Raw genomic sequence first — 25,851 nt, forward strand, 5'->3', positions numbered from 1 at the left:
TTACCGGTAACCCGTTTCAGCTCTTTCTGGAGACGGCGGATCTCGGCCTGAGCATCTGACTGTTCTTTATTAGTGGAAGAATCCGGACCGTACTTCTTTATCCAGGCATAAAGGCTGTGGGTGGTGATATCGAGACGTGTTGCAACGCTGGCAACAGAATAACCGCGATCAACAACCTGTTTGACTGCTTCAGTTTTAAACTCTTCGGGATAACGCTTACCGCTCATGGGCACCTCTCTTTAAGCCATCTTAAATGACTCTGAGGTGTCTGTTAAACCCGTGGCGATTCACCTGCCACTATTGGCAGGTGCTATGTATATTTTATAAATTGGGTGAAGACTGATGCTTTAAGTCAAAAAAACTGCTCAGAACTCTCACAAAACAGCATCATTAAGACTTCGTCGCAATAAACCAATTGCCTGTCGTGCTTGCAGGATATCTACCGCCAGAAGATAAGGTGATTGTTCCTGCCAGCTAAATCCTCTGCGATCGATACGAACCAGTTCGTACTTCTCCACCAGAAAGTTAACAGCATTAGCCAGACTGATACCAGCATCAATATATTCCTTAATAACAGTTTCATCACTGAACGGCGTGTCGTTCAGTGTCAGGCCATAGTGTTGTTCCAGCAGGCGTGTCAGTAACATTTGCCAGACAGCCACTGGCGACAGACAGGGCTTCGCCGCCCGCGAAATTGTAGCAGGTAGAGTTTTCATACTTGCTCTCGTGAAATTAGTTAGCGTTGAGTGGGATAAACTGCGATGTATACGTAGCCGCAACTGCCAAGGGTGTCGGCTTCGCAGGTAAAACCGTTGTGGTAAAGGGTGACGCAGTGGGCATGCCGAGGATTCATTTCACCAGTGGTCAGCATCGATTCCATCTGACTGATAAAATGCGGAAATGCCACATCCAGCTTAAGACATTCTGCTTCGCTGAACTTACCGGTGATACTGGCCCGGTCAGCCAGATAGTGCAGCCTGTTGCCCTCCTGCACCAGACGTGCTTCCAGGCGCGGCGTGATATCCCGCTGCAGGCCCCATGTGGTGTTGCTCATTTATAACCTCTTTATTGTCAGTTCAGGGTGATACTCCTCAGACAGGCATAAGGTCCGTTGCGGTCCTGGCGGCGCTCGGCATATATAGCCAGCACGCCGGGAATGTCAGGAACTACCTTACCGGTGTAATGACAGACACTGCCGTGCCACTGGTATCTGCCGGTACAGTATCGAAAAATGCGGGAGGCCGGATGCTGACGGTAAATCATCATCGCCCGGCGTTTACTGATAACTTTCATGTAATGCCTCAAAGCAGGCCGTGTTCAGCGAACGACAATATCTGCGTGCCACCGACGATAAGATGGTCAGGCACACGGATATCAACGAGCTGAAGCGCCTGCACCAGACGCTGCGTGATGATCTTATCTGCCTGGCTGGGTGTGGTGTCGCCGGAGGGATGGTTATGCGCCAGTATCACTGCTGCCGCATTGAAGTACAGGGCACGTTTAACCACCTCACGGGGATGCACCTCGGTACTGCTAATAGAACCGGCAAACAGGGTTTCGTGAGCAATCAACTGGTTCTGCTGGTTCAGGTACAGCACCATGAACTCTTCGCGTTCCAGCCCCGCCATTTTTAGCTTTAGCCAGTCACGGGCAGCTTGGGTGGAGGTGAATGCCACGCCTTTTTCTCGCAGGTGTCGGTCAAGTAGCGTTAACGCACGCTTTACCGTGCGTTGTGCGGTCAGTGGAAGTGCCGGAGCAGGTGGGATAATTGACTGTTCCATCATGAGTATCCTTAATCAATAATGCGCAAAATGGCGCTGGATTCAGGGTGCTGCAGAGCGTAATCCCGCAGGCGGTAATAGTGCTCAGTCATGGCATCGCATTCGGTGTGACAGGCATGATGGCTGTATTCAATCAGGCAGACAGCGATACCTGCGGCTTCCGCGCTCATTTCCGCACCATTGCCGTTCATGCCGTTGAACAGATGCCATTTATCGTCACTGTCAGCATCAGGGGCCATAAACGCTCCGCCATTGCTGAGCATGTAAAAGGACCAGATACCACCGCTGTACTCATCACAGAAGCGGTCCATCCAGGCGAAAATGCGGGGCTCCAGGATTATCCACTGCGGAATGGAACCAAAGTGTGTCGGCCAGAATGAGAGCCGCTGACGATCGGGCACAACAGAGGCGGTAATACCTGTCGCTGGCGATTGTTCCTGAAAGGGCGTAACGCTATTGCTATTGAATGCGTTCATGATGTTTCTCCGAAATAAAAAGCCAGCGACTGTGTGCTGGCGTGAAGTCGATTACATAACGTTAAAAACAAAAAGCCCCTGCTGCATAAGCAACAGGGGCCGGATGAGAGTGGTTATCTCTGTTTTAGTGGGGCAGAGCTATCAGAAGGCAACTTTTAGTGTGGCCTGCCCGTTGTAACCGTCAGCGCTGTTACCGCTGACACTACGGGTATAGCCGCCCTGAATACCCAGCGTTACGTTCTGGCGGATGAGCGCATCAATACCCGCCTGGAAATCAACGGATGTACCATCCTGAGACGGGGTAAAGGTAACATTGCTACCCGCCGTAGCCGTTCCCATGTCCAGATCGCCGTCTGAGCTGAAGGTACGAATAACAGACGGACGCACCCACCAGTTCACCGGCAGTTCGCTTACGCTGTGTTTCATGCTGTCGCCAAAACCTGCCCGTGTGGAAGTGCCGTTACCGAAGGCCAGCTCCGACTGGCTGCCGAAGCGAACACCGGCGCGAATATGCTGTGCGCTACCGTCACCGAAGTTCACGTAGCCTCCATTGTCATGGCCGTTATTCAGGAACAGCCCCTGCCAGATATACTGAAGCTGCGGCTCCAGTACCAGGCCACTGGTCACATTGAACGGCAGGCCCGTTTCCAGCGAGCCCAGCCAGCCCCAGCCGTGGGTAGCGAAGCTGTCTGCATCAGACGTCGCTTTCAGGTTATGACGAGAGCCCTGAGCCACCACATCCGCCCACAGGCCACTGGTGGCATGCACGGCGGTCAGATAACCGCCTAGGCTGTACGCATCATCACGGGCAGTCCCGGCGCGGGAGCGGTCATCGTCTTTTACATCAACGGAAGAATGTCCTGCTGCACCATACACACCGGCGTTCAGCGAAGAGGTGCTCAGCAAGTCGCCACCCAGTTGTACGAAGCCGTAGCTGCCGCTGCTTTCCGGTGTGGCACCCTGTGCAATTCCGCCGTTATTATCATGTCCCATGTGACCGCCCTGGATGCGTCCCCAGACTCCGCTGTCACCTTTGACCGCGCTGCGCTGGTTGTAACTGCCTGCCAGTGCGCGGTCATAGTCCATGCTCTGCGCAAACAGCGAAGCATAAAGCGCAACTTCAGCACGATAGCCAGCTTCGCTGGTCAGATACCAGTTTTCATCAGCAGCGCCGTGGTTCAGGATGTAGTTATACGCACCTGCCTGCAGCTTGCTGCCAAGCGCAAAGGCCCCGGCCTCCGTCGTGGCACCGTTAATCGCATCCACTACTTTGATACCGTCCCCCGAGGTAGCAAGGCCCAGCCCGGCATCACCGGCATTGGTGAAGTTCAGCCAGGTTTTCCCCGTTGCCTGCCCGCCGTCGATAATCAGCATATCAGCCGGGAAGTCAGGATTCGCCAGGTTGATATTCATGTTAATGGTACCGCCCTGGCCGACAAGATTTGTCGTGGTGAGCTTGCGGGGAGTAAAGGTATTATCAGAGGAAGCAGCAAACAGGCGAGTTCTGGCGGCATCGCTTTGCTCAGGCGCGAAGGTTATCGTACCGGCATTTTCAATGGTGCCGGTACTGATGACATCCCCCGTAACCGTCAGGTTTGCATGCTCAGCCAGGCTGGTGGTACCGCTCAATCCGCCACCATTTTCTACGCTTAGCTCACCACCGCTGCCCACGGTGGTATTTTCCGCTATCGCACCGGATTTAACGCTAAAGCGGCCGCCGTTTTCCAGCCAGAGTCCACGGGCTTTGCCAGATGCAGCATCAATACTGAATTCACCACGCGCGTTTGTACCGCTGACCGTTGAACCGCTGTCGGCAATCAGGGCACCGCCCTCATTTATAGTCACGTTTGTCGCCGTTCCGCCGTTGTTAACCGCCAGCACACCGCCCTTATCGACCATTGTTGTGTCTGCGGCATTGTCAGTGAGGACATCCAGTCGCCCCCCATTTTCCAGCACCACATTGCTTGCGTTACCGGAAACCGAATCAACACTGAAGCTGCCTAGCCGGTTGGTGCCGGACACATCCGCAGCCGTATTTGTCACCAGTGCGCCACCGGCATTGATAATGACATCTGAGGCTTTGCCACCCGCCACCACGCTGAGTCTGCCGCTGTTATTGACCGTGGTATCGCTGACCTGAGCGCCGTCCTTAACTACCTGCCAGCCACCGTTGTTGATGACGGTATCCGTTGCTGCCGCACCGGAATGAACGTACTGATAGCCGCCATTTAGCGTGGTATTTTCTGCACTGCCATGAACGCTCTGGTCACCGCCAGCATTCACCGTCGTAGCGACGACGGTCCCTTGCTCGAAAACGACCTGGCGGCCATTTTCATTGATGGTTGTATTTGTTGCGGTACCAGAAACAAACATCCCATCGCTGTTTTCCGAATCCGGACCACCCTGTGCGCCGGTATTCACAACGGTGCCAATTGCCTGAGCCCCCCCTTTAACTACCATGTAGCCGCCTTCATTAATGACGGTACCGCTGGCAATCCCGCCGGAATGTACCCATTGCTCGCCACCGTTCAGTACCGTACCGGAAGACTGACCGTGTACGCTCTGACCACCACCGGTATTTATCGTTGTATCGCTGGCACTGCCGCCTGCAAGCACCGCCTGAAGACCGTTACTGTTTATGGTGGTGTGGTTTGCTACGCCACCATCCTGTACGAACTGGCCGCCCTGATTGTTATCTTCATCATCGCTGCCGTACTCAAGCCCAGTGTTAATGGTGGTGTTATTCGCCTGCCCGTAAACCAGCTGTGTGTCGTTATTGCTGATAACCACCCCGTCAGTCGTCTCTCCGACAGGTACAGAGGTTTCTGCCGCCAGTACTGTCCCCGAGGTCAGTCCGGCAACGGCCAGTGTGAGTACTGTGCCAGCACGCTTTCCTTTTGCTTTTGCCAGTTCTGAAACAACCACAAATGCGCCGAGAACTTCGTTCCAGACCAGTCGATAACTGGTATTTAGATTTCGCTTCATCGTATTAACCTTGTTGTGTGTAAATAAAAAAGCCAGCATCCACTCTCCGTGGATGCTGGCTGGTGAAAAACTTCAGGGTGAGGTAAATGCATTCAGCGACTGCTGGATGCAGCGGAAATGCGGCAGAGCCCGGGCAAAACCGGTATTCTCTGCCATCCGCCAGAGCCTCTCGTTACGTCTGAATATCTCCGTTGTGGGCTGTACCACATGGATTTCATTCAGGGTGAAAACAGCCGGACGCTCCTGATATTCAGCGATCAGATACCAGTGACCTTCCTGCATCATCAGCCGATACGGTGCCAGCCGTTCGCAACGCTGTCCGTCAGCGAGCAGCGTGACGCGATAGCAGGCGGTAATGGCTTTGACCAGACGATAGAATGACAGTGACGCTGACGGGCTGGTTATACCCACAGCTTCACCCGCCAGACAGGGCGCGTCGTTGCAGTTCAGCAGCAGGCTGACCAGTCGACGGTCCAGCCCCGGAAACAGATCGGCTACACCTGTACGGTGAGCGAAGGTCAGCACATCCAGCTCGGCCTGCGCACCACTCACGCCCGTCCGCAGGCGGTAACAACCGTTGCTACATTCAAGATCCAGATACATTAGCCGTTCGCGAAAATCGCGGTACAGAGTACGTGCAGATACACCAAACTCTGCGGTCAGCCTGCGCATATCCAGCGTTTCGCCTGCGACAAGACGACTGATAATCAGCGACAGCCTGATCGCCAGCCTGTCGTGGCGGCGCTCTGTCTGTGTCATTATCATTTCTCCATACGAGTTAACTGACTGAAAGGGTTATGATTCTAAAGAAGGGGTCTGACAGGGTATGTCCGGGGCAATAACTATTTTTCGATGGACAGGAAGCCACTGCTCACTGGGTAAGCCGGTTTTTTTGTTCAATTAATCAGCAATACAAGAAGAGGTGAATTGACAGGGTATGTCATTCTTTAACGAGGCATTAACTTTTCAGATGCAGAATCTGAAGTTAAACAGACTGAAACTGTGACAACATCGTTTCCGCCATCACCCACAGCGCACGGTTGAGTTTTACGTCCCCGTCAATGCCACGCACCGCACGGGTATGCGTTCGTCCGCCTTTAGCATTGCGTCCACTAAGCCCGCCCTTAATCAGGTTTTCCTGTACACGCTGATAAGTGGTCCACAGATCATTGCTCTCATCCTGCCAGCGGCGTGGGGAGAGTATCTGCGATTCAGTAACAGGCTGGTGGTCCTCACCAAAGCGATACGTAAGCGCTGCTTTCGCAAGTGCCTGCTGCGCAGGTGGCGGTAGCATCAGAGACTGCATGGCATCGCGTTTCTCTTCCACCCGGTCAAAAATCCCAAGCACTTCATAAGCCCCTTCAATCACCTGACTCACCACATCACCTTTGTGTGGTACCCGCACCTCACCAAACGACTCACCGCAGACAAGCCCGTTCTGACACACCGCACGAAATAATCCCGGCAGCATCTGGTATGAGCTGGAGCCGTCATGACTGTTAAGCAGAATGATTTCAGGGACCTGTTTACCTGTAATTTGCCCCTCCCGACGCAGGCGAAGCATGTGCCTGGTGTGTTCCCGACGCCCCGGGTCACGCACGCGGGTCTGACAGGCAAAGAATGGCTGAAAGCCTTCGCGCTGCAGGCTGTCCAGCAGGGATATGGTTGGAATATAGGTATAACGTTCGCTGCGGGATTCGTGTTTGTCCTGACTGAAAACGCTGGGCACCACACGAAACAGCTCTTCACGGGTTAACGGACGGTCACGACGGATAAGATTTGCTGCGCCAAAGCGCGAAGCCAGACGGGTCATAAGCAGACTCCTAATAACGGAAAACAATAATAGAAAGCCCTGCCGCACAGGCGACAGGGCTCATGGAATAACAGGTTGGAATTAAACGCTCAGAAGAAGAAATCCCAGACAGCACGGGCCACTGATACCACGGTGGTGCGCATGGCCTGAATGATGGTCCGCACCGGAGTCGGTATCAGCGGGAAAGTACTCACCGTATCCAGCACCGCACCGATAGTTTCACCAAAATCAACGCGCGCTTTTTCCTGGACTACTGTTGTGCGAAAGGGAGACTGCAGTTGCGCGACCACCGGGCTGCTGGCCTCGCACGGCAGGCAGCGAATCATTCTCTCCGCCATTGTTCGTAATCCCCACTTAGCCCGGACCGATACGGCACATACAGGATGAACAGGCTGGAACAATTCATGCAGCAGGCAAATTTTACGGCCAATGTTTTGCTTCTGCTCTGTGGATAAGTAACCGCCACCGCTAGTGGGTTCGGTCTTGTCCGACTGACTAATAACAAACAGCACCTTATGCCGGTATGACTCACCAATTATCTGATGATAAAAATGCTCATCCACCGCCAGCGCCCGATCATCGGCCTTGATCAGCCACAGCACCAGGTCGAGCCGGGGAAGCTGATCACGGTACAGCCCGGCATACTCGCTATCGCGTGCACTACTTTCCCCTACGCCGGGCAGGTCCACCAACGTCATAACGCGCTCGCCAACCTGAAGGCGAAAGCGCAGAGGTTCCCGGGTACAGGCCACCACATCGCTGACAGGCGATACCTCACCAGCAAACAGGGCATTGCAAAGGCTACTTTTGCCTGCTCCCGTTTTACCCATAATACCTATAACCGGTTCGTACTCAGTTATCTGTCTTATTTGTTGCAATAAATGCTCAGTAACCCATTCAGGTAATCCAGATACCGGTTTTAGCAAAGAAGAATAACCGTATTTACTTTCCATAACACCACCCTCTTATTGATAATAAAAAGGCAGCTTACATGGCTACCTTTTTGAATCCTTCATAGGGATGATATATATCTAAAAAAACATTCAGCGTGGATTCAATTTTTGCTTCCATGCCAGATGAATGGCATATTCAATAACTCTGGCATTTGAGATCCCTTCTCTCACAGATATATCACGAAGCTTGTCATGAGTCTCCTGAGAAATGATCACGTTAAGGGCTTTATTTTTATCTGCACGCTTCTTCTCTCGACTTTTCTGTGTGCTCAATGCACTTTTAAATTTCCTTATGAATAGCTCTCTTTCTGCTTCAGTCCTAAAAAAATCCTCACGCCAGATAAAATATGACGCATAACAGTATGCGATTTTTTCTTCTGTTCCTTCAGCATGCCGATACCTTTGCAAGGTAACATTATTTTCCTGCAAATAATTCAGCAACCAGTCAATGGTTACCCCTGCTTTCCCATTAACATCAGAAAATAAATTTTTCTTTGTGATTAATTCATTCCACTCATTATGTAATTTTAGAATATATTGCCTGGCATTTCCTTCAGAGATACTTTTTACAATTTTATCTTTGATAAGCCGCACCCGAAGATTATGGACCGGTGGAATATCGAATCCTAAAGTGAATGGTTCATTTAACAGCGAATTTCCTGCCTGAACAGGGAAAGTATCTGTATAGGGTGCATAACCCGAGGTAACGTGATCTTGATCTGTTTTACAAAGTAACCAGTAACTAGCCCTGGAATCTGTGGTGAACCATTCAAGCTCATCTTCACATGGAATCTCTTTTTTAGCCTCAACCCGGGTGTTATTGATAAAAATATCTACTTCTCTTTCGGAGCCTTTTTTCCCACTCAATAATAAATTGCGCACTCTCTTTTCATAGTTTGCAAGATTTGCTTCGGACGACTCAGGAGGAATATCAACCTCGAATTTCTTTAATTTAAAGTACAAAAATAAAATGAGATTCCTTTCATCATAAAATGAAACCACCACTACCCCCTTGTCACTACGTGATTATAGGTACAAAAATGCCCATTTTTGCGCATTAACTCAATGAGTTATTGCTGATAACGTGTATACGGTCACAAAAATTTGGCTTCTTGAGGACTGGGGGGATAGCAGAGGGAAAGAAGTAAAAGAACTGTTTGGGTTCTGGATTACAAAGGGATATAAAACTCTAAGCGAAAATATAAACAGATTGAAATAGCCATAACGAATTATGAAAAACCTTACTGCTTTATATGCATGAAGAGGGACATTTCAATTTCCAGAATCACTTAAAAGGCTCATTATATTTTTTACATAACAACCGGTTGTTATGCCTGAACGCGAACTCAATTCCAAATTGAGCTCTGCCACACTAATAACAACCGGAGAATCTAATATGATAACTGAAACACTATTAACTGAAGACAAATTAGTTGACATGTTATTTATCACCACCCTAACTGGATTAACTGACAAGTGGTTCTATAAATTAATTAAAGATGGTGAATTTCCAAAACCTATTAAGCTAGGGAGAAGTTCTCGCTGGTTACAGAGTGAAGTTGAACATTGGTTAAGAGAACGAGTTAAAGCATCGCGAAGCTGAAATGAAATTACGCCCACACCCCAACAATTTAAATATCGGACTACATATTTACATCATAAACATCATTATATAACCCACATGTTAACTTCGGAGTAAAAATAAATGACCACCAGCTAATAAAACCACATCTTGCATGACACACATTAAAATTAACGCCCCGGATTGGTAATATATACAACAATATACAACGCATCCAACCATCAACACACTCATCCATTGCAAGTATATAAAAGTCAACAGTCAATACACTCTGCACATATACACAACCCCACAAATCAAACTAACAAACATTCAAATCAAAACCATAAATCACCATTTAATTACCTCGTCAACCCAAGGTAAGAAATCACCCCAGATACTTATACAGACAACAGGAATTTATGATGCTTAATGATATTTATCTTGATCAACGTCATGCCCCATTCAATACAATGTATCTGCAACGGATGCTTCGCGTGATTAATAACGCTACAGCACAATACCCACGAACAATGGTTGTCCGTGTAGACCTACGACTTCCTGATAACCACGATGAATGTAAGGCTGGTCTTATCTCTCGATTTATAGAATCGCTTAATGCAAAGATTGAAGCACGATATCGAAGCAAACTAAAGCAGGGTATTCGATGCTACCCATGTCATTTACGTTACGCCTGGGTCCGGGAGGTTGGAGAAGTAAACAAGAAGTCTCATTACCACATGGTACTCTTTGTGAATAAAGATACTTTCAACGGGTTAGGGGTGTACGGTGAAGATGGAACTGGATTAGCCAGCCTGATACAGGCAGCCTGGCTGAGTGCTTTACAGTTGAGCCCTCCTCCCGGATATCGAACGCTGGTACATATCCCGGACAACCCATTGTATTACCTGGACGTCAATAATTTAGACTACAAAACGGTTTACGATAAACTCACTTTCAGGCTGAGTTATTTTGCGAAGGAGCGCACCAAGTCATACAGCCGGAATGAACGCTCATTTGGCTGCAGCCAGTCCTGAGGCAAAACAAACTAGCTCTACAAAAATTTTTAAGCCTGGCTCTAATCGACTGAATCTCAGCATACTCCGCTTTTGAAGCCTTGACACGTCAGTTGTTCTTTCACCTCTGAGTGGCTGCTCGCGACTGTCTGCAGGAGACTGATTATGTTATTGACCGCAAAAGCCATTAACTGACTTTTCGACTTAATCTCCTTAAGTTATGTGAGAAATTTGCCGATATGAAAACATGATCCCCCAGTCGCTACTGACATGCCCTGTCAGTAGCGACTGGTAATCTCAAGGAAAAATTACAAGGAGAACGCGCATGAGCGGGCATGAGGTAATGGTACAAAGAATAACCGCTATTATTGCAGAACGTTACCAGTACGGTTTTGTATCACGTAAGAAGATGATGGACGAATTCAACATCAGTGAGCGCACTTTGTATCGTGATCTTAATCGTCTGGGCGACAGAATCGTCCCCGATGGTGATGGTATTTACAGGCTGGCTCCCGCTTACGCTAAACCTCAGGCTCTAAAAGAACAACAAAATCTCATCAATGCCCTGGGGATGGCAGAGTTATTCCCTGTAAAAAAAATCTTCTCCCAGCCTGACATGACTTCACTGATCATCAGATCGCTGCCCGGAGATCCAGAAGCGAAACGCGTACTTGAGAATAACTATAGTGTGTTCGATAAAGCGATTCGTGAAAATAGCCTTTGTGAATTTCATTATAAAGGGAAACATCGGACCGTCGCGCCTTATAAGCTTATTAACATAAAGAGCGTCTGGTATCTCGGTGCGGTAGAGAATGAAAAGGTTAAAGGATTCCAGCTCACCAAAATTCATTGGCTGAAATTTAAATCAGAGCACTTCACACCACAACCCCATATCACACAATACTTTGCTGAAGAAGATGATGTCTGGTTTTCTTTGGATAAACAGATTGTACTCCTTAAAATTTCAGCCGACGTAAGCCATTTTTTTAAACGTCGAAATGTTCTGCCTGCCCAAAAGTTAATTCGTCAGGAACCTAATGGCGACTTGATCGTGCAAACCAAAATGGCACACGAAAACCAGCTATTTCCATTATTACGTTATTGGTTACCAAATCTCACTATTATTTCCCCGGTTAGCCTACAACAACGTTTTTATCAGAAGCTCAACCAGCAGATAATAGAAATGAAAAACCCATTGCAGTGAAATTATTTTTGACAACATACAGCAGGAGTAAAAAATGTTACGTGGTTCAGAAAGAAAAGAAGCATTAGCCAGTCTCAAAAGTGCAACTAACCGTTATGAAGTACAGGCTAAAGACACCCAGGATGAGATCACTGCCCTCTTTCTGTTACGCCAGAAATGCAGTAAGGACCTGATTGCCCGTGGTGAAAATTTTGTTAATCGACTGGCGAATACACCGAAAGAGTTTGATAAATCCTGGAGCGAATTGAAAGCGGAAATCGCTGAATTTGATAACGTGGTGGAAAAACTGGAAGAAGAATACCGCGCATCACATATTGGTAAAGGAACGGCTGCTGCGGGGGTTGCCGTTGGGGCGGGGGTCGCCGCATTTGCCCCTACGGCTGCGCTGGCGGTCGCAACAACTTTTGGTACAGCATCCACGGGTACCGCTATTGCTACGTTAAGCGGAGCTGCCGCAACAAATGCAGCCCTGGCATGGCTCGGCGGCGGCGCACTGGCTGCGGGTGGCGGTGGCATGTCAGCAGGAAGCGCACTACTGGCTCTGGCGGGTCCAATAGGCTGGGGGATTGGTGCTGTAGGCATCGCTGGCGGAACCTTACTGGCACGTCGCAAAAACGGTAAAATCATTGATGAAGCACAACAGGAAGAGCGCCAGGTTCGCGCAAAAACCAGCGAACTTCGGGTGATGGAACGTGGTGCGCAAGAACTCAAGATGCTCACATCCGAGCACTATCATGGTACTGAAAGCATTATTGATGTGCTGGAAAAGGCTGCGCCTCAAGACTATTGCCAGTTTAATACCCATCAGAAAGATCAATTAGGGGCATTGATTAACCATATCAATGCATTATCAAAACTGATCAACAAGAAAATCCAGTAATGAGCATTAACCATAATACAGTTGGCGATCAGCTTATCGGCAGCGCGGTTAACGCCATTAATCAGACCCGCATTGATAATGAACTGTTAAAACTATCGCAGCAGGATCGTGCATTTGAGTTGGCTGGCGAACAAATGCAAAAGGTGCGTGATTTCATCGCGTCACCGGGTAACATCCTGGGCTCAATGAGCACCAAACACGGTGAAATTGCTGAGCAGGTAGAAGTTGGCGTGCGCAATGCTCGCCAGGCAATACAAGAAAGGGTTCAGGATGCCTCTGATCTTAGCGCCACGTTTGACGGAGTGGGTCGAACCGCTCCGGCGGATTATATGATAGATGGCGTTGACGTGCAGTCAAAGTTTATCAACGGAATTAATAATAACCTGAACCATGTCCTTCAGCACATGGAAACCTATCCCAATTTCACCCAGGGAGAATCCTTTTACCATATCCCCCAAGACTCCTGGCAAACGATTCAGGATGTTATTGATGGGAAGCCGGTGGAGGGCTTGAGCGAAAAAACAATACAGGCTATCAGGGATAAAGTTGCAGAAATTGAAAGTACAACGGGAAGATCCTTTAATGATGTCGTGCGTCCTGGCGTTTCTGATTACAAAGATGTTCAGTGGGGAAAAATTGACGAAACGCTTGATAAACATGATCAGGAATTAGCGGAACAGAACGAGGCAAAAAAAGCAGAAATTATTGACGATCACCAACCCTCCCTAAGTGAAGGCATGCGTGCAACCGCAATGGGAGCCGCTTTCGGTGGAACCTTTGCTCTTGTAACAGGTATATATAGCAAATACCGTGACGGTAAAAATATATTTCGTGGAGATTTCAACAGACAGGACTGGCAGGATGTCGGCTTAGATACATTGAAAGGTGCCGCTATTGGCGGTGTATCCGCCGGAGCAATTTATACCCTGACCAATTATGCCTCTCTGGGAGCACCGTTCGCCAGCGCGCTGGTCACTGCCGCTAAAGGTGTAAGCAATCTTGCTCTCTCCTATCAGCGCGGTGAGATTAATGCTGATGAATTTACCGATCTTGGCCTTATCATCTGCGCGGAATCGGCCATCGTTGGCGCAATGTCTGTCGCAGGTCAGGCAATCATCCCTGTGCCTGTTTTGGGGGCATTGGTTGGTTCTATCTCAGGGAAGTTTATGGTTACCGTAGCTAAAAATCTGGACAGTAAAGCACGCCAATTGCTGGCGAAAAAAATGGAGCAATTTACATGCCGCTTAAGTGAGATTGAGCAGAAAGCACTCAACCGAATTTTGAACGAGTTCGCGGCGCTGGGTGAGCTTACCGCAGCTGCATTTAGCGTGGAAAACAATCGCCGGTTGCTGGAAGTAAGCATCACGCTTGCCCAGGCCCACGGTGTTGAAGAGGCGAAGATAATCAAAAATGCGGATGATCTTGACACATTTATGATGGCGTAGCACTCGAATAAAAATTACAGCAAGGATAAAAACACAATGCTACAGATAATTGGTGCGTTAATTTTACTGGTAATCGGTTTTGTTATTATAAAAGCGTTGTTTAAGGCATCTCTCAATATTCTAGGTGTGATATTAGGATTGGGTGCATTGATTGTTGCAGGCCCACCTTTATTGGCGGGCTATATTGTAGAGCGCGTAACTTATGCGCTTCACTCACGTTGGCTGCTGGGTGTACCTCTTGCCATAGCAGGAATGGTGATTAGCTTTATGTGGGGACTTGATGGTAAACATATTGCCTACGAAGCTTATTCATTTGATTCAATGAAGTTTATTTTAACCGCTGCATTTGCCAGTGGCCTGCTTGCAGTACCTGTACAAACCAAGGCTATTCTACAAAACGGGCTTATACCAGCCGATATCAATGCCAAACTTAAAGAGTATTATTGCTGTTTTTATACGTCTTACTTTTTGATGGCCTGCTCTGCGGCTACACCGTTTATAGCCTGGCAATATAATATCTCATCTTCACTGATGTGGTGGACAGGATTGCTATACTGGATAGCAGCCTTACTGACACAGTTCTATGCGGCAAACCAAATTCAGGAACTCAAGAAGTTAACTAATGCCATCAATACAGGGTTAAATGAGCAAAAAGCGGTGATGCTGCCAACTTACTGATTTAGTGTATGATGGTGTTTTTGAGGTGCTCCAGTGGCTTCTGTTTCTATCAGCTGTCCCTCCTGTTCAGCTACTGACGGGGTGGTGCGTAACGGCAAAAGCACCGCCGGACATCAGCGCTATCTCTGCTCTCACTGCCGTAAAACATGGCAACTGCAGTTCACTTACACCGCTTCTCAACCCGGTACGCACCAGAAAATCATTGATATGGCCATGAATGGCGTTGGATGCCGGGCAACCGCCCGCATTATGGGCGTTGGCCTCAACACGATTTTCCGCCATTTAAAAAACTCAGGCCGCAGTCGGTAACCTCGCGCATACAGCCGGGCAGTGACGTCATCGTCTGCGCGGAAATGGACGAACAGTGGGGATACGTCGGGGCTAAATCGCGCCAGCGCTGGCTGTTTTACGCGTATGACAGGCTCCGGAAGACGGTTGTGGCGCACGTATTCGGTGAACGCACTCTGGCCACACTGGAGCGTCTTCTGAGCCTGCTGTCGGCCTTTGAGGTCGTGGTATGGATGACGGATGGCTGGCCGCTGTATGAATCCCGCCTGAAGGGAAAGCTGCACGTTATCAGCAAGCGTTACACTCAGCGCATTGAGCGACATAACCTGAATCTGAGACAACATCTGGCAAGGCTGGGACGGAAGTCACTGTCGTTCTCAAAATCGGTGGAGCTGCATGACAAGGTCATCGGGCATTATCTGAACATAAAACACTATCATTAAGTTGGAGTCATTACCCAAAAAGCGATCAATAACCAACTTTGGCTGACGGAACTAAAAGAAGGAAGTAACCTCTCAGCAGAATTCGTAGAGACTATCTATCTGAAGTTGGTCTCACAGCATATTTTTCAGGGCGATACTCGAGAGCAGGATCTGGCTGGTGAAAACTGGCTTTTAAATGATGCCTGGTATGAAAGAAAGATGGCTGAATTTAATGAGCAGTTAAACAGTAAAATTGTACACTCATCAGATGAGCTAAGGAGCCTTTTTGGTAATAGGCTGAATTTACCCTCTGCTGCGAATGATGATCTCCTGAACCGTTATCTTGATGGTGGGAACTATTATTCTTTTTCGGATGGTCGAAAATTTGTCTCGTTTCACTATGTCGACGAGCTTTGTACCTGCACTTCATGCGGTTTGAGCGAGATTAAAAACGCAAATCACCAGGGCGGTGGTGAGAGCCAGGAATGGTATTGCTCTGATATTTGCCGGGAAACGGAAAAACTCTGCATTGAAATTCACAAGCGACCACAGGCTGAATTTATTTCCAGTGCAGCAACAAACGGTCTGATTCTCATGACACTCCCGGAGGCCTGGAATACTAACGAAAAAATGTTTGCAGTGGGAGGACAAGGACATGGTTTTGCAGCCGAACGGGGAAATCATCTTACTGACAAAATCCAACTAAAAGATGCACATATTCTCGGTGATGATAATGCGAAAAATGGTGCAGACAGGCTGGTTAACGGTTCAGAGATTCAGACCAAATACTGTGCAACCGCTGCACGTAGCGTCGGTGCTGGTTTTGACGGACAAAACGGTAATTATCGCTATTATGACAGTAACGGAACCCCAATGCAGTTAGAGGTTCCGAAAGACCAGTATTCGAAAGCGCTTGAAACGATGGAGAACAAAATTCGCGATGGCAAAGTCCCCGGCGTTACAGATCCTGCAGAAGCCACAAAACTTGTACGTCAGGGACATCTGACTTATAGCCAGGCACAAAACATCACTAAGTTTGGCACGTTCGAATCTATCACTTACGACATTGCGGAAGGGTCTATCATCAGCCTCGCAGCTGGAGGTATCAGCTTCGGTCTGACAGCTTCTATTTTCTACCTCAATACCGGCGATCGTAAGGCTGCGTTGCAAACGGCAGCAATACAGGCAGGTAAAACATTTACCCGCACACTGACAGTTTATGTGACGGTACAGCAATTACACCGTATCAGTGCCGTTCAGGGGTTACTTAAAAATATTGATTTTGCCGCTGCCAGCCCGACAGTTCGTAATGCGCTTCAACAGGGAGTCGGAGCTAACAATCTCAACTCCCTTAACAAGATGATGCGTGGCACACTGGTTACTTCTTTCGCACTGGTCGCCGTGACCACTGGTCCGGATATGATCAAAATGGTGCGAGGTCGTATTTCTGGGGCACAATTTATAAAAAATCTGGCAGTTACTTCATCTGGTGTGGCTGGAGGTGCAATTGGTTCTATTGCTGGCGGAATGATGCTTAGTCCATTAGGTCCTTTCGGTGCTTTAGCAGGACGCGCAGCTGGTGGCTTGTTAGGCGGTATGATTGCCACAGCGATTTCCAAAAAAATAGCGGGTGCACTGGTTGAAGACGACCGAGTAAAAGTACTGGCTCTCATCCAGGAACAGGTTACATGGCTTGCAACAAGTTTCATGCTTACAGAACACGAACTTGAAAACCTGAACGCGAATCTGGCAACAGTAATTGACCAAAAAACCCTGGAGGTTATCTTCGCCGCAAAAGAGCAAGACCGAGCAACGGCCAATATGCTGATTAAACCACTTGTAGTAAGTGTGGTTAAGCAACGACCGGTCCTGAGCTATGAACAATCGCAAATCTGCGAAATGGTCGATCAGCTTGATACATCGGTTTCATTATCTGCTGTTGCATAATGAAAGGTATAAATTCATTACCATCGTGATATGGTGCTCTAGATGAAGCAAACTTAAATACCATTAACCCCATGATACCATTGTAAAATCCAGAATAAACAATGGTAATCATCATAATGAACTGATTCGAACAGACTTTCGGAAGGGTATGAAGAATTAACAAATATGGGGGCAATTGCCCCCTTAATGTTTATTTCAGCCGTTTACCTGCATCATCAATAACCTTCTCACCGTCTTCCTTGGTGAAAGCCGCTTTCTGAGCATCTGTAAGCGTGCAGTGAGAACCGTATTGACGAAGTGAAGCTGGTCAGGCAGGCAGAGTAACCCGCCACGGGAGCAGAGCACCCACCCGGTTCACAGGCCAGTCGGCGATGACATCAAGTACATAATGCAGATAGCGTTCCGGATCCACGCCGTTTAATTTGCACGTCCCGATAAGACTGTACAGTGACGCACCGCGCTCACCACCATGATCCGAGCCGAAGAACAGCCAGTTTTTTCTCCCCAGACTGACCCGTCGTAGGGCGTTTTCGGCAATGTTATTATCCACCTCCACCCAGCCATCTTCTGCATAGCGGATCAGCGCCGGCCACTGGTTCAGCGCATACCCGAACGCCTTCGCCAGTTCTGAGTGCCTTGAGAGGGTTTTCTGTTTCTCCCGCAGCCACCCCTCCAGTGACGCCAGCAGCGGCAGCACTTTTTGGTGCCGGACTGCCTGCCGTTCCTCTGCTCTTTTACCTCTGAGCTCCGACTCGATGGCATACAGCTCGCCGATCCGTTTCAGCGCCTCCTCCGTCAGGGCTGACGGGGTACGGACGTGAACATCGTGGATTTTTCGGCGGGCATGGGCCCAGCACGCGGCTTCCTTTATATGGCCGTCGCGGTAGAGCTCGTTGAACCCGGCGTAGGCATCAGCCTGCAGTACGCCACTGAAGCCTGCAAGATGGGTCTGAGGGTGGATACCTTTTCTGTCCGGGCTGTAAGCGAACCACACTGCGGGGGCCAGCGCTGATCCGGCGTTGCGGTCGTCTCGAACGTACGTCCATAAGCGCCCGGTCTTCGTCTTCTTATTGCCCGGCAACAGCACCGGGACAGGCGTATCGTCAGCATGGAGTTTGCCGTCGGTCAGGACATAGTGCTGAAGGGCTTCATCCAGCGGTGCCAGCAGACGACAACACGCATCCACCCAGCCCGACAGTACAGAACGACTCAACACTACACCCTGGCGGGCATAGATCTCCGACTGGCGATACAGCGGTGTGTGCTCTGCATACTTTGAGGTCAGCACTCGGGCCAGCAGCCCCGGTCCGGCGATCCCCCGTTCGATGGGGCGCGAAGGAGCCGGGGCCTGAACGATGCGATCGCACCGACGGCAGGCATGCTTTTCACGGACTGTCCGGATAACCCGGAAGGCGCTGCGCATCAGCTCCAGCTGTTCGGCGGCATCCTCACCCAGGTAACTCAGCGAACCACCGCACTCCGGGCAACACGGCTCAGTCGGCAGCAGCCGCTTCTCATCCCGTGGGAGTGACTCAGGGAACGGTTTGCGGGTGCGGGTCTGACGCAGCGGGCGCTGCACTGCCGGGTCATCCACCCGGCCGGTCAGCGTATCGCTTTCCTGCTGCAGCAGGTTCAGGTCAGCTTCCATTTGCGCGATACGGCGGGATACCTTTTCGGAACGACTGCCGAAGTTCATCCGGCGCAGCTTATCCAGTTGCGCCTGCAGATGGTCTATTTCGCGTTCCCGGTTGCTCAGCTTTTCCTGCAGGGCGTGGATCAACGCTTCCTGTTCGGCCAGGCGCTGTTTCAGCAGAAGGATGTCGTCAGAAGAGGTGTCGTTCATAAGCCTGTATTTTACCAGGCTTATTCTGCGACAACCAGGATAAAGAGCGCTACAACATGGTCAGGGATGTCAGTAACCGCTTTGGCTGTCGCCAGTCGATACCTTCCATCAGCATCGCCAGTTGCGCCGGCGTCAGGAACACTTTGCCATCGCGGGCTGAGGGCCAGGCGAAGCGACCACGTTCCAGTCGCTTTGTCAGCAGGCACAGACCATCGCCGGTGGACCAGAGCAGTTTTACCTGACTGCCGCTGCGTCCCCGGAAGATGAAGACGTGGCCGGACATCGGGTCATCTTTCAGCGCGGTCTGCACCTTTGCGGCGAGGCCATTGAAGCCGTTGCGCATATCGGTGATACCGGCAACCAGCCAGATTTTTGTGCCTGCGGGAAGATTTATCATACCGGCCCCCGCATCAGTTCGCGCAGGACAGTGCTCATGAGTTCAGCAGAGGGATGAGTCAGTGTTATTTCTCCTCCCCGACATTTTATGTGGCAGGTAGCGGGAGGAGAGCAGGATGGTAGTTCGAAGGTTGGGAGAGAAGAGCCCGCCTGAAGCTGCACGGGTATCAGGGCAGGAAGCGACGATGAGTTTTTTCGGGGCCGACAGACCCGCCCTTCACGCTGCCAGAGCCTTATCCATTTAAAGAGCAGGTTATCATTGACGTCATGTTTCCGGGCCAGTGCGGCAATACTGCCTTCTTCTTCAAGAGCCAGCCTGACCAGTTCCATTTTGAATTCAGGGGAATAGTGTTTCCGGGGAAGTCTTTCTTTAGCGCGCATGAGGTGTCCACCTGCAAAATAAGTGGGTGCTTAAGTTACAGGATCCTGGATTCGGGACCAGACGGTACTCAGACGACGCTTACGAGCATCTGGAAGGATATCCAGAACTACCTCGGACGGACGGCACAGTTTAGTTCCCAGTGGCGTCACCACAATCGGACGGTTAATCAGAATCGGATGTTGCAACATAAAGTCGATGAGCTGATCGTCAGTAAATTTATTTTCTGCAAGATCCAGTTCCTCATAAGGCTCGACGCTTTTACGCTGCAGTGCCCGTACCGTAATCCCCATATCCAGCGGTCTCTTCAATGCAGTCACTCCAACCATATTGACTGGTTGGAGTGATAAAGTATCTGTCGGTAGATTAGATAAACCGGCAGGAAGATTTGCCAGTTCTTCCTGCTCCCGTTGCCATATCACAGCGGTTAGGGCGTCATGTTCAGCTTCGCTCGCTGGCAGGGTACCGTTGATGACTAAATACTGATTTTTAAGGCCAATAGCTGATAGTTCGTCATGAGTGCGAGCGACTTCCTACAATGTTGATTTTTGCAATCGCGCAACCAGCACTAAGCGGGTACGTTTAGGATCGGATATCGGAAGATAGTACGCAATTTATTACGTGAAAAAACTGTAATTCCTGCCCTGACTTACGTAAAATATCACGTAACCAAATTCATTCGATTTTTATACGGATTACAGCATGGCTAGTGTTGATGCAGATTACTGCTACTCTTTTCCAGCTATACGTGGCATTCAGGCTGGTCGTCCTTTCTACATCGCCACGTGCCCGATGCGCATCATTCCCAAGATATTCAGCTTTGATGAAAATGACGTACCGCCTGAGTTACGCGCACAGCGCACGCTGAATAAATCGCGTATCCCCGAAATGGTGCGTTATCTTCTGGAAAATCCAAAAGATTATGTGTTCTCTGCGCTTACAGCATCCATTGCCGTTGACGTCCAGTTTGATGAGCACCCAGGTACAAACAATCTGGGAACGTTATGCGTACCGATGGATGCGCAAATTCTGATCAATGACGGTCAGCATCGTCGTAAAGCAATTGAAGATGCTTTAGAAGCACGCCCAGAGTTGGGGCAGGATAACATTCCGGTGCTGTTTTTTGTCGATGAAGGATTAAAACGCAGCCAACAGATGTTTGCCGATCTGAATAAATACGCTATTCGTCCTAGCCCATCATTGGCATCCTTGTATGATCATCGAGATGCAAGTTCGAATCTGGCGCGTTATCTGGCAATGTCCGTAGAGCCATTTGTCGGAATGACTGAGCTGGAAAAATCCGGTATCAGTCAAAGGTCAAATAAATTATTTACGTTAAACAGCATCAAACAAGCTACCCGTGCGTTGCTGGGAAAAGATCCTAAAGAGGGCAATTTTGAAGAATGTACCCAGATAGCAACTCGCTATTGGCAGGCTATTTATCATGTAATGCCGGACTGGCAGTTAGCCGCAAAAAAAGAAGTTTCACCGGTTCAACTACGTCAGGACTATGTTCACGCTCACGGCATTGGTTTGCAGGCGCTCGGACAACTGGGATATACACTGCTGACGGAATACCCAGAGCAGTGGCCAGCTAAAATTGCTGCACTCAAAACATTTAACTGGCGCAGGAACAATCCGGATCTTATCAAGCGTGCAATGCAACATGGTAAGCTGAGTAAAACCAGCACAGCGATCCAGCTCACCTGCAATGCGCTAAAAACCGCGCTCTCAATTCCCCTCACTCCTGAAGAACAGGAGCTTGAAGCTCAAATATGGTTGTCTCATGAGTAAACTGGTTCAGGCCTTCGATCTGGCCGAGTACGAAGATTTTATTAATCAGGAACAGTTCGCTGGACGCCCTCTGGCCGAATATGTTGCTGAGGTTCAAAGAATTTATTGTGCGGATAACCGTCCGTGGGTAATTGGCTATAGCGGCGGGAAAGATTCTTCCGCCGTGATCACGCTGGTGTATTTGGCCCTGCTCGGCCTGCCCCCGGAAATGCGCAGCAAAGATGTTTTTCTGGTGTCATCAGATACACTGGTGGAAACACCAGTGGTCGTGGATCTGATTAAGAAAACAATGTTGCAGATTGAGGCAGGCGCAAAACGTAATGGCCTGCCGATCACTCAACATGCCGTGATGCCTAAAACTAATGAAACCTTCTGGGTCAATTTACTAGGGAAAGGTTATCCGGCCCCAACCCGTAGTTTTCGCTGGTGTACCGAGCGTATGAAAATCAATCCGGTGAGCGACTTTATTAAAGAAAAGGTCAGCCAATTTGATGAAGTGATTGTTGTCCTCGGCTCACGTAGTAGCGAGAGTGCCTCCCGTGCGCAGGTTATCGCAAAGCATAAAATTGATGGCTCACGCCTGGCCCGACATACCACACTGGCAAATGCGTTTATTTATACCCCTATTGATACCTGGGATGTAGAAGACGTCTGGAAGCTGTTGCGCGGCGCGTTCCGTTATGCCCCTGAAGATATCGACGAGTGGGAAAGCCCGTGGGGCGGAAACAACCGCCCACTGTGGACGCTGTATATGGACTCTTCCGCACAGGGGGAGTGTCCGCTGGTGATCGATGAAAGTACCCCTTCTTGCGGAAACTCTCGCTTCGGCTGCTGGACCTGTACCGTAGTCACCAAAGATAAAGCGATGGAAAGCCTGATTAAAAACGGCGAAGAGTGGATGTCGCCGTTGCTGAAATATCGTGATCTGCTGGCGTTTACCACCGATCCTGCGAATAAAGACACCTATCGCAACTATAAACGCCGCACCGGTAAGGTGAGCTATCAGTACGCTAAAGATGGCGAAGATCGCAGTGCAGAGCGTAAGCATGTTCCTGGCCCCTACTGGCTCAAATACCGCCAGCAGTGGTTAAAAGACTTACTGGAAATTGAGCGTGATTTAAACGCCCAAGGTCACACGATTACGTTAATTACTCAGCCGGAGCTGCACGCTATCCGCCAGGAGTGGTTGAAAGATCCTAACGAGCCAGACTGGTACGATTCATTGCCGGGGATTTACCGCGAGGTATATCAGCAGGATCTGAATTGGGTAGTTGACGATCAGTCTCGCTTTGATGCCAGCGATGCTGATTTGCTGGTACAGATAACGCAAGGGTTTGACGTAGTACCTGAAATGGTAATGAAACTGATTGAGCTGGAAACCTCAATGGAAGGGTTAAGTCGTCGTCAGGGGATTTTTGACAAGCTCGGCACAATTTTGAAGCAGGACTGGGGCAGCCTGGAAGAGATCCAGCAGCAACAGGCAATGCTGCAAAAACGCAACGATCGGGATATTCATCAGGACGAGGTGGATAAGCTAGAAGCTGAACTCCAGACTTTACAGCGCAGAATTATCGATGCGGGCGAATCGTCTGTGCTTATCGATGAGGAAAATGAACGTGCTCATTAAGCAACTAGTATTACATAATTTTCGCGTATTTTGCGGCACACACACCATCGATCTGGCTCCCAGAAAGCGTCCGCATGAAGTAAACCCTCGCCCGATTGTTCTATTTGGTGGTTTAAATGGTGCAGGGAAAACATCCATTTTGTCGGCAATTCGACTGGCACTGTATGGGCGTTTAGCGTTTGGCTCGGCAATGCAGCAGCAGGAGTATATTGAACAACTCGGAGCACTGGTGCACAACGGGACGTATACAGCAGAGCGTCCGGATGAGGCCGCAGTAGAACTGACCTTTACCTACAACCAAAACGGCCATGAGACTGAATTCACCGTCACTCGTAGCTGGAAGAAAGGAAAGAAAGATCGTCTCTCTTTGCAGCAGGATGGAAAACCGCGTAGTGAACTCAGTTATGACCAGTGCCAAGGGTTTTTAAATGAATTAATTCCTCACGGTGTTGCCGATCTTTTCTTTTTTGATGGAGAGAAGATTGCAGAGTTGGCGGAAGATGAATCCGGCAATATTCTGCGTACAGCGGTGCGTCGTTTGTTGGGACTGGATCTGATCGCCAGACTACAAAATGATCTGATGATTTTTGTCAAACGCCAGCAAACCGCCCAGTTGGGTGGCTCCCAGCAACAGCAGGTTGAAGCGCTTGAGACTAAGATTAAAATGCTTGCCGGTCAGGCGGAGAAATTGCTGGAAGAGGCCGATTTTGTCAATTCGCGGATTGAATTTTTATCCCAGGATATTATTCGCCATGAGGGATTGTTAAATGCGCAAGGCGGCGCATTTGCCCAGACCAAAGCGCAGGAAAAACTAAAAGTTGAAACGCTGTTGCAAGAGAAAGGGCGTCTGGAAAAGGCTTTACGCCATGAGTGTGATGGGTCGTTACCCTATGCACTGGCACCCAATACGTTGTCGCGGTTGCTGGAAAAAATTTCCAATGAAGCGCAGATCAAGCAGGCGAAAAATTTCGAGACGGAGTTAAATCAATTTTTAGCTCGACTCAAAAATGATATCGCGTTCCGTTCTGTGAGTACTGGGAGAATAGCGGCTGAGACGATTGCCGATAACCTAGAAGGTTATATGGCAACCAAACCCAAAGGTGATTTGCTGTTTGATATTTCTGAACGTGAAGCCGGTATGCTCCAGCAGTCCATTGAGCAGGACAGCAAAAAAGCATGGCAGCGTTTTGATATTTACCGCCATCAGTTAGCGGATATTGAACAACAACTGGAACAAGCCGCTGCTAATATCGCTCGCGCCCCGGAAGATGAGCAGCTAATGGATCTCTTTGCAGCATTACGCGAGCTCGACCATAAGCGGGAAAAACAGCGTCAAAAGTATCGCTCGCTTTTGGAAGAGGCTAAACGAGCGAAACAGCAGCAACTGGACTGCGTTCGTCAGGTACAGAAAGCACATGACATCACCCGTAGCCAACATGGTTTGAGCAGCGCATTTAAAAATGCACAGGAGACCATTAACTTGCTCGATTACTACAGCGATGTACTAACGCAGGCGCGAGTGAAAAAATTATCTGCTAACTTTGAAATTGCCTACCACAAGCTGGCTCGTAAAGAGGATTTACAGCTTAATGCGCACATAAATCCACAGACATTTGATGTTGAACTGGTGGATGAAAAGGGTTCAGTGATTAATCGTAAGCTGCTTTCTGCGGGTGAAAAGCAGATTTATGCGATTGCGATTCTTGAGGCGTTGGCAAAAACCTCTGGGCGTGATTTCCCGGTGATTATCGATACACCGTTAGGGCGTCTGGATTCTCAGCATCGGGATAAGTTGATTAATCATTATTTCCCGGAGGCCAGCCATCAGGTTGTGCTGCTATCCACCGATACTGAAGTAGACGAGCGTTATTTCGTCGATCGACTGCGTGATGATATTTCTCATGCTTATGAGATTGTGTTTAATGCACATACCAAATCATCTACCCTGAAACCCGGTTATTTCTGGGAACTAACCAAGGAGGCTGTCTGATGCTCCCGAATCGAATGGTACTTAGTCGTCAAACAGAAGACCAGCTTAAGAGATTAAAAGGATATACAGGGATTACGCCTAATATCGCTGCCCGGCTGGCTTTTTTCCGCTCGGTGGAGAATGAGTTTCGCTATTTGCCTGAGCGGGATAGTAAGAAGCTGGATGGCTCGCTAGTGCTGGATAAAATTACGTGGCTTGGGGAAACACTGCACGCTACAGAACTGGTGTTAAAGATGCTTTATCCGCAATTGGATCAGAAGGCGATGATTAAGGCGTGGGCGGCGCATGTTGAGGATGGGATTGCATCGTTAAGAAATCATCGCAGTTTAAAGGATTTCACACTAAGCATATGATAAAAAGCCCTATGATAAAT

At 49.1% G+C, this 25,851-nt stretch carries 22 protein-coding genes and 5 pseudogenes; 12 read left to right on the top strand and 15 right to left on the bottom strand.

The genetic code is table 11. From position 1 onward, the window contains the following. Positions 1-5: 5 nt before the first annotated feature. The 11 genes and pseudogenes from HV229_RS07595 to HV229_RS07645 all read right to left on the bottom strand — a co-directional run. Positions 6-227: pseudogene (locus HV229_RS07595) on the bottom strand (transposase); the annotation flags it as partial. Between the two features lie 147 nt (positions 228-374). Then, positions 375-716 carry a TA system toxin CbtA family protein gene (locus HV229_RS07600; RefSeq protein WP_114263376.1) on the bottom strand — a complete coding sequence of 114 codons (342 nt, stop codon included), beginning with the start codon at positions 714-716 and terminating at the stop codon, positions 375-377. A 20-nt stretch (positions 717-736) separates the two neighbouring features. After that, positions 737-1,054, bottom strand: coding sequence for a type IV toxin-antitoxin system YeeU family antitoxin (locus tag HV229_RS07605; protein WP_115615054.1), 318 nt, complete (start codon positions 1,052-1,054; stop codon positions 737-739). Positions 1,055-1,071: 17 nt separating this feature from the next. Further along, positions 1,072-1,293: a DUF987 domain-containing protein gene (locus tag HV229_RS07610; RefSeq protein ID WP_181547178.1), complete on the bottom strand. Its 222-nt coding sequence runs from the start codon at positions 1,291-1,293 to the stop codon at positions 1,072-1,074. An 8-nt stretch (positions 1,294-1,301) separates the two neighbouring features. Then, positions 1,302-1,784 (bottom strand): DNA repair protein RadC, encoded by a 483-nt coding sequence (gene radC / locus HV229_RS07615; RefSeq protein ID WP_181547180.1) that lies wholly within the window; start codon positions 1,782-1,784, stop codon positions 1,302-1,304. An 8-nt stretch (positions 1,785-1,792) separates the two neighbouring features. Next, complete coding sequence (locus tag HV229_RS07620) at positions 1,793-2,257, bottom strand: antirestriction protein (RefSeq protein ID WP_181547182.1); 465 nt, start codon at positions 2,255-2,257, stop codon at positions 1,793-1,795. A 141-nt stretch (positions 2,258-2,398) separates the two neighbouring features. Then, on the bottom strand, positions 2,399-5,242 hold the full coding sequence (locus HV229_RS07625) for an Ag43/Cah family autotransporter adhesin (RefSeq protein ID WP_181547184.1): 2,844 nt from the start codon (positions 5,240-5,242) through the stop codon (positions 2,399-2,401). 72 nt (positions 5,243-5,314) lie between these two features. Next, the gene (locus tag HV229_RS07630) at positions 5,315-6,001 is read right to left on the bottom strand and encodes a WYL domain-containing protein (RefSeq protein ID WP_047738081.1); all 687 of its coding nucleotides are present in this window, start codon (positions 5,999-6,001) and stop codon (positions 5,315-5,317) included. Between the two features lie 226 nt (positions 6,002-6,227). Beyond that, positions 6,228-7,055 (bottom strand): DUF932 domain-containing protein, encoded by an 828-nt coding sequence (locus HV229_RS07635; RefSeq protein ID WP_181547186.1) that lies wholly within the window; start codon positions 7,053-7,055, stop codon positions 6,228-6,230. An 89-nt stretch (positions 7,056-7,144) separates the two neighbouring features. Further along, positions 7,145-8,008: a GTPase family protein gene (locus tag HV229_RS07640; RefSeq protein ID WP_181547188.1), complete on the bottom strand. Its 864-nt coding sequence runs from the start codon at positions 8,006-8,008 to the stop codon at positions 7,145-7,147. A gap of 90 nt (positions 8,009-8,098) precedes the next feature. Continuing rightward, positions 8,099-9,010, bottom strand: a complete 912-nt coding sequence (locus HV229_RS07645; RefSeq protein ID WP_181547190.1) for a hypothetical protein — start codon at positions 9,008-9,010, stop codon at positions 8,099-8,101. A 394-nt stretch (positions 9,011-9,404) separates the two neighbouring features. Here HV229_RS07645 and HV229_RS07650 point away from each other — a divergent pair, with 394 nt between their 5' ends. The 8 genes and pseudogenes from HV229_RS07650 to HV229_RS07685 all read left to right on the top strand — a co-directional run. Further along, positions 9,405-9,611: an AlpA family transcriptional regulator gene (locus HV229_RS07650; protein ID WP_181547192.1), complete on the top strand. Its 207-nt coding sequence runs from the start codon at positions 9,405-9,407 to the stop codon at positions 9,609-9,611. Between the two features lie 383 nt (positions 9,612-9,994). Next, positions 9,995-10,606, top strand: a complete 612-nt coding sequence (locus tag HV229_RS07655) for an inovirus Gp2 family protein (RefSeq protein ID WP_181547692.1) — start codon at positions 9,995-9,997, stop codon at positions 10,604-10,606. A 304-nt stretch (positions 10,607-10,910) separates the two neighbouring features. Next, entirely contained in the window at positions 10,911-11,789 is an 879-nt protein-coding gene (locus HV229_RS07660; RefSeq protein ID WP_181547194.1) for a WYL domain-containing protein, read from the top strand. A 34-nt stretch (positions 11,790-11,823) separates the two neighbouring features. Further along, positions 11,824-12,669: a hypothetical protein gene (locus tag HV229_RS07665; protein ID WP_047738096.1), complete on the top strand. Its 846-nt coding sequence runs from the start codon at positions 11,824-11,826 to the stop codon at positions 12,667-12,669. Then, positions 12,669-14,114, top strand: coding sequence for a hypothetical protein (locus HV229_RS07670; RefSeq protein WP_181547196.1), 1,446 nt, complete (start codon positions 12,669-12,671; stop codon positions 14,112-14,114). The genes HV229_RS07665 and HV229_RS07670 overlap by 1 nt, the downstream gene beginning before the upstream one ends. A gap of 36 nt (positions 14,115-14,150) precedes the next feature. Next, positions 14,151-14,765: pseudogene (locus HV229_RS07675) on the top strand (hypothetical protein); the annotation flags it as partial. Positions 14,766-14,825: 60 nt separating this feature from the next. Next, a protein-coding gene (locus tag HV229_RS07680; RefSeq protein WP_223335778.1) for an IS1 family transposase occupies positions 14,826-15,523 on the top strand; the annotation gives its coding sequence in 2 pieces (ribosomal slippage) (positions 14,826-15,075 and positions 15,075-15,523; 699 coding nt in all). A 24-nt stretch (positions 15,524-15,547) separates the two neighbouring features. Further along, positions 15,548-17,449, top strand: a pseudogene (locus HV229_RS07685) (hypothetical protein); the annotation flags it as partial. 190 nt (positions 17,450-17,639) lie between these two features. Here the strand turns inward: HV229_RS07685 and HV229_RS07690 are convergent. The 4 genes and pseudogenes from HV229_RS07690 to HV229_RS07710 all read right to left on the bottom strand — a co-directional run. Next, a pseudogene (locus HV229_RS07690) lies at positions 17,640-17,720 on the bottom strand (arsenate reductase); the annotation flags it as partial. A 36-nt stretch (positions 17,721-17,756) separates the two neighbouring features. After that, complete coding sequence (locus tag HV229_RS07695) at positions 17,757-19,292, bottom strand: IS66 family transposase (RefSeq protein WP_016239903.1); 1,536 nt, start codon at positions 19,290-19,292, stop codon at positions 17,757-17,759. A 49-nt stretch (positions 19,293-19,341) separates the two neighbouring features. Beyond that, positions 19,342-19,689 carry an IS66 family insertion sequence element accessory protein TnpB gene (gene tnpB, locus HV229_RS07700; protein ID WP_000609174.1) on the bottom strand — a complete coding sequence of 116 codons (348 nt, stop codon included), beginning with the start codon at positions 19,687-19,689 and terminating at the stop codon, positions 19,342-19,344. Between the two features lie 410 nt (positions 19,690-20,099). Continuing rightward, positions 20,100-20,363: pseudogene (locus HV229_RS07710) on the bottom strand (ArsC/Spx/MgsR family protein); the annotation flags it as partial. Positions 20,364-20,769: 406 nt separating this feature from the next. Here HV229_RS07710 and dndB point away from each other — a divergent pair. Genes dndB through dndE form a run of 4 tightly spaced genes read left to right on the top strand, consistent with a single transcriptional unit; the run spans position 20,770 to position 25,831 of the window. Then, positions 20,770-21,861, top strand: coding sequence for a DNA sulfur modification protein DndB (dndB, locus tag HV229_RS07720; protein WP_181547202.1), 1,092 nt, complete (start codon positions 20,770-20,772; stop codon positions 21,859-21,861). Further along, positions 21,854-23,488 (top strand): DNA phosphorothioation system sulfurtransferase DndC, encoded by a 1,635-nt coding sequence (gene dndC, locus HV229_RS07725; protein ID WP_181547204.1) that lies wholly within the window; start codon positions 21,854-21,856, stop codon positions 23,486-23,488. The genes dndB and dndC overlap by 8 nt, the downstream gene beginning before the upstream one ends. Beyond that, positions 23,478-25,478, top strand: a complete 2,001-nt coding sequence (dndD, locus tag HV229_RS07730; RefSeq protein WP_181547205.1) for a DNA sulfur modification protein DndD — start codon at positions 23,478-23,480, stop codon at positions 25,476-25,478. Before dndC ends, dndD begins: the two co-directional genes overlap by 11 nt. Continuing rightward, a complete protein-coding gene (gene dndE / locus HV229_RS07735; RefSeq protein WP_181547208.1) occupies positions 25,478-25,831 on the top strand; it encodes a DNA sulfur modification protein DndE in 354 nt (117 codons plus the stop codon). The genes dndD and dndE overlap by 1 nt, the downstream gene beginning before the upstream one ends. The last annotated feature ends 20 nt before the right edge of the window (positions 25,832-25,851 follow it).

Source organism: Citrobacter sp. RHBSTW-00524 (assembly GCF_013747755.1).
Lineage (GTDB): Bacteria > Pseudomonadota > Gammaproteobacteria > Enterobacterales > Enterobacteriaceae > Citrobacter > Citrobacter braakii.